General features: G+C 68.0%; 9 protein-coding genes and 1 pseudogene. 5 read left to right on the plus strand and 5 right to left on the minus strand.

Annotated features, from left to right (window positions below):
- Positions 1–130: 130 nt before the first annotated feature.
- Entirely contained in the window at positions 131–1,405 is a 1,275-nt protein-coding gene (locus E4A53_RS08135) for an MFS transporter (RefSeq protein WP_136162587.1), read from the minus strand.
- Positions 1,406–1,535: 130 nt separating this feature from the next.
- Here E4A53_RS08135 and pgsA point away from each other — a divergent pair, with 130 nt between their 5' ends.
- A complete protein-coding gene (gene pgsA, locus E4A53_RS08140; protein ID WP_136162588.1) occupies positions 1,536–2,108 on the plus strand; it encodes a CDP-diacylglycerol--glycerol-3-phosphate 3-phosphatidyltransferase in 573 nt (190 codons plus the stop codon).
- Between the two features lie 124 nt (positions 2,109–2,232).
- On the opposite strand, the gene E4A53_RS08145 is transcribed toward pgsA, so the two are convergent.
- Together E4A53_RS08145 and E4A53_RS08150 are read right to left on the minus strand one after the other, a co-directional pair.
- The gene (locus E4A53_RS08145) at positions 2,233–2,844 is read right to left on the minus strand and encodes a fasciclin domain-containing protein (RefSeq protein ID WP_136162589.1); all 612 of its coding nucleotides are present in this window, start codon (positions 2,842–2,844) and stop codon (positions 2,233–2,235) included.
- Positions 2,845–2,952: 108 nt separating this feature from the next.
- Positions 2,953–3,852 (minus strand): hydrogen peroxide-inducible genes activator, encoded by a 900-nt coding sequence (locus tag E4A53_RS08150; protein WP_136162590.1) that lies wholly within the window; start codon positions 3,850–3,852, stop codon positions 2,953–2,955.
- A gap of 143 nt (positions 3,853–3,995) precedes the next feature.
- Between E4A53_RS08150 and E4A53_RS08155 the strand changes: the two genes are divergently transcribed.
- Positions 3,996–4,538, plus strand: a complete 543-nt coding sequence (locus tag E4A53_RS08155; RefSeq protein WP_136162591.1) for a peroxiredoxin — start codon at positions 3,996–3,998, stop codon at positions 4,536–4,538.
- 159 nt (positions 4,539–4,697) lie between these two features.
- Entirely contained in the window at positions 4,698–5,219 is a 522-nt protein-coding gene (ahpD, locus tag E4A53_RS08160; protein WP_136162592.1) for an alkylhydroperoxidase, AhpD family, read from the plus strand.
- Positions 5,220–5,378: 159 nt separating this feature from the next.
- Here the strand turns inward: ahpD and E4A53_RS08165 are convergent, their stop codons facing one another.
- Positions 5,379–6,146 carry a sulfite exporter TauE/SafE family protein gene (locus E4A53_RS08165; RefSeq protein ID WP_136162593.1) on the minus strand — a complete coding sequence of 256 codons (768 nt, stop codon included), beginning with the start codon at positions 6,144–6,146 and terminating at the stop codon, positions 5,379–5,381.
- Between the two features lie 161 nt (positions 6,147–6,307).
- On the opposite strand from E4A53_RS08165, the gene epsC reads away from it, so the two are divergent.
- Positions 6,308–7,006: a serine O-acetyltransferase EpsC gene (gene epsC, locus E4A53_RS08170; RefSeq protein WP_136162594.1), complete on the plus strand. Its 699-nt coding sequence runs from the start codon at positions 6,308–6,310 to the stop codon at positions 7,004–7,006.
- Complete coding sequence (locus tag E4A53_RS08175) at positions 7,003–7,347, plus strand: DUF2794 domain-containing protein (protein ID WP_136162595.1); 345 nt, start codon at positions 7,003–7,005, stop codon at positions 7,345–7,347. The genes epsC and E4A53_RS08175 overlap by 4 nt, the downstream gene beginning before the upstream one ends.
- A gap of 150 nt (positions 7,348–7,497) precedes the next feature.
- Here E4A53_RS08175 and E4A53_RS14625 read toward each other — a convergent pair.
- Positions 7,498–7,749, minus strand: a pseudogene (locus tag E4A53_RS14625) (hypothetical protein); the annotation flags it as partial.

Consider the following 7,749-nt stretch of genomic DNA (forward strand, 5'->3'; position numbering starts at 1 on the left):
ACCCCATGTGCTCCTGTGCAAGCAGGAGCCCAGGAAGGCGTGGGGTTCGTAGGCGCCTGGACTCCCGCATGCGCGGGAGTACGGTTCCCCGTGCGGCCGGGCCCGCTTTCCGCGTCAGCGGCCCGTCCCGCTATTCGCAGGCGCAGTGCAGCTTCCACGCCAGCCAGGCGGAGACGATGCACATCGCCGATACCAGCAGCAGTTGGTCGACCGCCGACACATTGACCGCGCTCAATCCGAACGCGACCAGCGATCCGACGACCATCGCGCCGGAATTGACGATGTTGTTGGCGGCGACGGTGCGCGCCGTCTCGCCGGCGCCGACGGTGGTGGTCAGGAACGCGTAGAGCGGCACCACGAACATGCCGCCGCTGACCGCGACGCCGAACAGCGACAGGATCAGCATCGGCGCGCCGTCATGGCCGACGAACGCCCACAGGTCGTACAGCTCGCCGGCGTCGTCGCCGACCCATTGCTTCGCGACGAAATGGAGCAGCAGCACGAATCCGCCCATCGCGATCACCGCCGCCGGGGCGTAGCGGGCGGATACCGTGCCGCGCAGCAGCCGGTTGATCATCAGCGACCCGATCGCGACGCCGACCGAAAATATCGCCAGGAACAGGCTGGCGACCTGCTCATCGGCGGTCAGCACATTCTTCACCAGCGGGGGGAATTCGATGATCAGCACCGCCCCGATCGCCCAGAAGAAGCTGATCGAGCAAATGGCGAGGAACAGCCGGCGGATGTGCATCGTCCCGGAAACCAGCGCGATCGACGCACGGATGATGTGGAAATCCAGCTTCTCCGGCGGGTTGATCGGCGGCGCTGGCGGCACCTGCCGCCCGGTCAGCCAGCCGGCCGCCGCCACCGTCAGCACCAGCGCGGCGGCGATTCGCGCGTCATGGGTGATGAAACCGGCGGTGATCGTGCCGGCGAGGATGGCGATATAGGTGCCCGCCTCGACCAGCCCGGTGCCGCCCAGCACCTCGTCCTTTTCCAGGTGCTGGGGCAGGATCGCGTATTTGATCGGGCCGAAGAAGGTGGAATGGATGCCCATCGCCAGCACCGCCGCCAGCATCAGCGGGATCGACGGCAGCAACAGGCCGACGGCGCCCACCGCCATGATCGCGATCTCCGCTGTCTTGACCATGCGGATGATCCCCGCCTTGTCGCGGGTGTCGGCGAGCTGGCCGGACAGGGCGGACAGCAGGAAGAACGGCAGGATGAACAGGCCGGTGGCGATGGCGTTGAACTGCAACTCCATCCGCGCGTCGGAATAGACCTGGTAGGTGACGAACAGCACCATCGCGGTCTTGAACAGATTGTCGTTGAAGGCCCCGAGCATCTGCGTCACGAACAGCGGCAGGAATCGGCGACGGCCCAATAGCCGCAATGAGGTTTGCATGGGGGGAATGGCTCGGATGTCGTGTCGGACGGGGCACCCATACCCGATCGCGGCGGCGCTTTCCAAAGGGAAAAGCCGCTTCGCCCCGGTTCAACTTCGCCGCGATCGGCGCTAAGCTGATGGCGACGCCATGCTGACACTGCCCAACCTGCTCACCCTGTCGCGCATTTTCGCGGTGCCGCTGCTGGTCGCCCTGCTGTGGTATCCGCGGTGGCCGCTCGGCTACGCGATCGCCTTCGCGCTCTACTGCCTGATGGGCATCACCGATTATTTCGACGGTTATCTGGCCCGGGCCAAGGGCACGGTGTCGCGCCTCGGCGTCTTCCTCGACCCGATCGCCGACAAGATCATGGTCGCCGCCGTCATCGTCATGCTGATCTCGACCGACGAGATCGTCGCCGGCAAGCCGGTGATCACCGGCTGGACGGTGATCGCCGCGCTGATCATCCTGCTGCGCGAGATCGCCGTCTCCGGCCTGCGCGAATTCCTCGCCCAGCTCAGCGTCTCGGTGCCGGTCAGCAAGCTGGCGAAGTGGAAGACGACCTTCCAGATGGTCGCGCTCGGCGCGCTGATCCTCGCCGGCGCGCTGCCCGCGCTGCGGTGGATCCACACCGTCGGCATCGCCTGCCTGTGGGCGGCGGCGCTGCTCACCCTGATTACCGGCTGGGACTATCTGCGCGCCGGCCTCAAATACATGGATTGAAACCGGGGGGCCGGCGCCGAACCCGAACAAACAACAACCCCCTCCCCTTCAGGGGAGGGGCTCGGGGTGGGGCCTGTCCTCCCCCGCGCATCAACGGCGGGGCAGGACGCCGGCCCGCCCCGCTTTACAGTTTCGGCAGCAGCACGCCGTTGGTGACGTGGATCAGCCCGTTGGCGCTCTTCACGTCGCCCTGGGCGACATAGGCCGGGTTGCCGTTGGCGTCGGTCAGCTTGACCGCGCCGTTCTCGAAGGTGACGGCGAAGGTCTGGCCCTCGACGGTGGTCAGCGTCGCGGTGCCGCCATTGGCCTCCGCCTGCTTGCGGATGTCGTCGATGGTCAGGGTACCGGGCACGATCTGGTAGTTGATGACCTTGACCAGCGTTTCCTTGTTCTCCGGTTTCAGCAACGTGTCGACGGTGCCGGGGGCGAGCCGCCCGAACGCGCCGTTGTCGGCGGCGAACAGGGTGAAGGGGCCGGCGGCCGCCAGGTCGACGCCGCTCGCGGCCAGCACCTTGACCAGTTCGCTATGGTCGGCGGACTTGCCGATATTCTGGACGATCGTCGCGGCCGGGTCCATCGCGGCACCGCCGACTGTGACTTCCGGGGCGGCGGCATCGGCGGCGGCGGGCGCGGCCTGAGCCGGGCCGGTCTGGGCCGATGCGGCGGTGGCCGGCACGGTGGCCGACAGGGCGAACGCCATGGCGGTGAACAGGCATGCGGGTTTTGCGATGAACATCCCGGAACTCTCCTCGATCGTTGGAAACCCTCCGCATGTGGCAAATCGAATACGATTTACCTACGTCTTAACCGTTGGCCCGTGGCAAATCAGCGTTCGGCCGTGCGGTCATGTCCCGGATCGCAACAGTTCGGCGAGCAGCAGGAAATCCTTCTCGCGCGGGCTGCCGCGCCGCCAGGCGAGAGCGATATGGCGGGAATCATGGGCGGCGGCGATCGGCCGGGCGACGATATCGGTATTGTCCAATATCCCCGCCTCGACCGCCATCGCGGGGAGGATGGTGATGCCCAGACCGTTGTCGACCATCTGGACCAGCGTGTGGAGGGACGTGCCCATCATCGCCGCCTCGGCGCGGATTTCCGGGCGGTTGCACGCCGCCAGCGCGTGGTCCTTCAGGCAGTGGCCGTCCTCCAGCAGCAGCAGCCGCGTCTCGTCGATCGCGTCGGGCGGGATCGCCTCCGCCGCCTCGTCCGCCTCACCGCGCGGGAAGGCGACGAACAGCCGGTCGTCGAACAGCGGTGCCGTCGCGATGTCGCCGCAGGCATAGGGCATCGCCAGCAGCACGCAGTCGGCCTGGCCGTTGTGCAGCGACTCGCAGGCCGCGCCGCTCGGCTCCTCGCGCAGGTAGAGCTTCAGTTCCGGCCGCTCGTGCCGCAGCCGCGGCAGGATCCGCGGCAGGAAGAACGGCGCGATCGTCGGGATCACGCTCATCCGCATGTCGCCGGACAGCGGCTTGCCGGCGGCGCGCACCATGTCGGTCAGCTCCTCCGCCTCGCGCAGCACCCGCCGCGCCTTGTCGACGATCGCGTCGCCAAGCGCCGTGAACCGCACCACCCGCCGCGTCCGCTCGACCAGCACGATGCCGATCAGCGACTCCAGTTCGCGGATGCCCGCCGACAGCGTCGACTGGGTGACGAACATCGCCTCGGCGGCGCGGCCGAAATGGCCGTGTTCGCGCAACGCAACCAGATATTGGAGCTGTTTCAGGGTCGGAAGATAGGTTGCCATCGGCTCACTCGATCAACGTCGTCGGAATAATCAATTTAGGCACTTGAACAGAAAGCGCTAGAGACCATGTGGGACGGGTGCCGAGGCGGTGTCGACCGCTGCCGGTGCGCTGCCCTCAACCGGTTTCACAGGAGACAATTCCGATGCTGACAGTTGGCGACAAGTTCCCCGCCCTCACTCTTCCGGTCCAGCAGGGGGTCTCGGCCCTTCCGGCCGGCGAGACGATCGACACCGGCGAAACCAACGGCAAGTGGAAGGTCGTGTTCTTCTGGCCGAAGGATTTCACCTTCATCTGCCCGACCGAGATCATCGGCTATGGTGAGCTGAAGAATGATTTCGCCGACCGCGACGCCGTGCTGATCGGCGCGTCGACCGACACCGATTTCGTCCACTTCGCGTGGCGCAAGTCGGACGAGCGCCTCGCCGCCTGCGATTTCCCGTGGATCGCCGACAACCAGAAGAAGCTGGCCAACGCCCTCGGCATCGTCGATGCGGACGCCGGCGTCGCCTATCGCGCGACCTTCATCGTCGATCCGCACAACGTGATCCAGCACGTCACCGTCAACGGCCTCAACCAGGGCCGCAACCCGGCGGAAGCGATCCGCGTGCTCGACGCGCTGCAAACCGACGAGCTCTGCCCGTGCAACTGGCAGCAGGGTGAAGAGGTGCTGCGCCCGGCCGCCTGACCGGGGCTGGCTTCGGAACCGTCCGTCATCGTCCGGGGCGCGACCTCGCGGCGGTCCGGGCGGGTCCGGCACACCGTGTCGCGCCGCAAGGCGCATGTTCCGGGGGCGCGGGAGCTTCGCCTTCCGCGCCCCTTTTTCATCCCGAACAGGAGGACAGCCATGTCGCTCAAGGCTTTCGCCGATACCCTTCCCGATTACGCGAAGGATCTCCGGCTCAACGTCGGTTCGCTGCTTGGTGAGCCGATCCTCAACGATCAGCGCAAATACGGGCTGCTGCTCGCCACCGCCCACGGCACCGGCTACAAGCCGCTGGTCGACGCCGCCGAGGCGGAAGCGGAAGGCAAGCTGTCGCCGGAGGCGGCCAACGCCGCCCGCGCCGCCGCCGCGATCATGGCGATGAACAACGTCTACTACCGCTTCGTCCACCTCGCCTCGAACAAGGAATACGGCCAGCTCCCGGCCAAGCTCCGGATGAACGTCATCGGCTCGCCCGGCATCGAGAAGGACGATTTCGAGCTGTTCAGCCTCGCCGTCTCCGCCCAGAACGGCTGCGGCATGTGCATTGACAGCCACGAACGGGTGCTGAAGCAGCACGGCGTCAATGCGGAGACGATCCAGGCCGCCGCCCGCATCGGTTCGGTCATGAAGGCCGTCGCCACCGTCCACGCGGTCTCGGCCTGACCCCCGGCGGAAGCGGCCCTCACCGCTTCCGCCACCCCACTCCCGTCACTGCGACACCCCCACTCCCGTCATTGCGAGCCCCCGCAGGGGGCGCGGCAATCCACGGACGCGGCACGAAAATTCGCGGCCTCCCCTACGCGAGCGCCGGCCGCCCCGTCCCTACGCCGCCACCGCCCGCCACAGGCTGAACGCACTCGTCGCGGTCAGCACGATGCCGACCAGGATCAGCAGCGTCCTCGGCTGCACCCGCTTGGCCAGCACCGCTCCCAGCGGCGCCGCCAGCACCCCGCCGATCAGCAGCCCGCCGGTGACGATGGTCAGCGCGGCAAAGCCCATCGCGGCGATGAAGGTGGCCGACACGCTGACCGTCAGGAAGAATTCGGCGGTGTTGACCGTGCCGATCGTCTTGCGCGGTTCGACCCCCTGGATCAGCAGGTTGGAGGTGACGATCGGTCCCCAGCCGCCGCCGCCCGCCGCGTCGAGAAAGCCGCCGATCAGGCCGAGCGGCGCGACGATCCGCGCCCGGTGCGCCTTGGGCGGCGTGTGGAACGCCCGCCACAGCAGGTACACGCCGACCCCGGTCAGATATGCCATCACGAACGGCCTGGCGATATCGGCGTTCAGCACCAGCACATAGGCGCCCATCACTCCGCCGATCAGGCCGGGAATCACCAGCCGCCCGAACAGCCGCCAGTCGACATTCTTGTGGGCGATATGGCTGATCGCCGACGCGGCGGTGGTGAACATCTCGACGAAATGCACGCCGGCCGACGCCCGCGTCGGCGATATGCCGAGCAGGCTGACCATCATCGTCGACGATATGACGCCGAATGCCATGCCGAGCGCGCCGTCGATGACCTGGGCGGCGAAACCTACTGCAATGAAAGGCAGAATCTGGCTCACGTCGAAGCTGGACAGGTCGATCATTCGGTCTCCTCTGGCGACGACGCTCCCCCGTTCTGCGATGGCTTGGCGCCTCAGGGCAAGATAGAAGGGCTTGGTACCGCCCAAAACCGCTTGCGCCGACGCTCTGGCAATAGGAAACGCACGAACCTAGATTGGCGCCGCACAGGGCAGGGAGAAGCAAGTTGGCGAATGCGCTGACCCGATATCTGGATTCCATCAAGGCGCGCGATCCGGCGCCCCGGTCGCGCTGGGAAGTACTGCTCTACCCCGGCGTGCTGGCGGTCGGCCTGCACCGCGTCGCCCACTGGCTGTTCGTCGGCGAGCTGTATTTCCTCGCCCGCCTGGTCAACCACCTGTCCCGTTTCCTGACCGCGATCGACATCCACCCCGGCGCCCGGATCGGTCGCAACCTGTTCATCGACCACGGCTTCGTGGTGATCGGCGAGACGGCGGAGATCGGCGACAACGTCACCATCTATCAGGGCGCGACGCTCGGCGGCACCAATCCCGCCAACGGCGAGGCGGGCAAACGCCACCCGACGGTCGAGGACGGCGTCATCATCAGCCTCGGCGTCGCCATCCTCGGGCCGATCACCATCGGCGCCGGCGCCCGCCTCGGCGCCAACGCGGTGGTGACGAAGGATGTCGCGCCCGGCGCGGTGATGGTCGGCATCCCCGCCCGGCCGATGCCGGTCGACGCGCGCGCGAAGCAGAAGGCGTTCATGCCCTACGGCACGCCGTGCAGCGAGGTGATGGACCCGCTCGCCCAGCGGCTGGAGGCGATGCGCGCGGAAATCGACGCACTCGAAAGGAAGTTCGACGCGCTGAAGGCGACGGCGCCCGACGACGGCCCGGGGGGCCGGCAAGACCTGTTCGGGTGAGCAACGTCGCGCCGTTTCCCGTCAGCCGCGCCGGCGCGGCGCAGACGGTATTCGACCGGACCGAACTGAACCGCATCCTCGACCTGTACGGGCGGATGGTCGCCGCCGGCCACTGGCGCGATTACGCGATCGACCTCGGCCGCGACGCCGCGGTGTTCTCCGCCTTCCGCCGCGCGGCGGAACGCCCCGAATTCCGCATCGAGAAGCGCCCGGCACTGCGCAATCGCCAGGGCATGTGGGCGCTGATCGGCGAAACGGGCGTGGTCCTGCGCCGCGGCCACAACCTCGGCCCGCTCCTCGCCCCAATCGAACGCCGCCTGCTCAAGCTGGTCGCCGAATAGCCCCGTCACACGTCCCTCCGCTTCAGGCGGATGGGCCAAAGGTCGATGCGCCCGATCCACCCCTCCCCTTCAGGGGAGGGGATGGGGGTGGGGGTTGGGGGACGATATGGGGTCGGGGCCGGCCCCTCCGCGGGGTCGCGGCTCCGCGCCTCAGCGCGGCGACTGCCCGTTGCCCGGGTCGTGCCGCTGCTTGCAGCCGTCGGTCATCCCGCGCTTGCACCACGGATATTCGGCCTTGGGCGCCGGCGCCGGATAGGCCTGGGCGACCGGCACCGACGGCTTGAACACCACCGTCGCGCCGGCCGGCACCGACGGCGGCGGCAGTTGCTCGGCGGCGCCCGGCGGTGCCGCTTCGGCCGGCGCGGCCTCGGCGGCCGGCTGGTCCTGCGCGACGGCCGCGCC

Source organism: Sphingomonas flavalba (genome assembly GCF_004796535.1).
Classification (GTDB): Bacteria; Pseudomonadota; Alphaproteobacteria; order Sphingomonadales; family Sphingomonadaceae; genus Sphingomonas_L; species Sphingomonas_L flavalba.

Coding starts and splice junctions, on each gene's coding strand:
- ahpD (WP_136162592.1), top strand. CDS start 4,698: ATGTCGCTCAAGGCTTTCGCCGATACCCTTCCCGATTACGCGAAGGAT.
- E4A53_RS08150 (WP_136162590.1), bottom strand. CDS start 3,852: ATGGCAACCTATCTTCCGACCCTGAAACAGCTCCAATATCTGGTTGCG.
- E4A53_RS08145 (WP_136162589.1), bottom strand. CDS start 2,844: ATGTTCATCGCAAAACCCGCATGCCTGTTCACCGCCATGGCGTTCGCC.
- E4A53_RS08165 (WP_136162593.1), bottom strand. CDS start 6,146: ATGATCGACCTGTCCAGCTTCGACGTGAGCCAGATTCTGCCTTTCATT.
- E4A53_RS08155 (WP_136162591.1), top strand. CDS start 3,996: ATGCTGACAGTTGGCGACAAGTTCCCCGCCCTCACTCTTCCGGTCCAG.
- pgsA (WP_136162588.1), top strand. CDS start 1,536: ATGCTGACACTGCCCAACCTGCTCACCCTGTCGCGCATTTTCGCGGTG.
- E4A53_RS08135 (WP_136162587.1), bottom strand. CDS start 1,405: ATGCAAACCTCATTGCGGCTATTGGGCCGTCGCCGATTCCTGCCGCTG.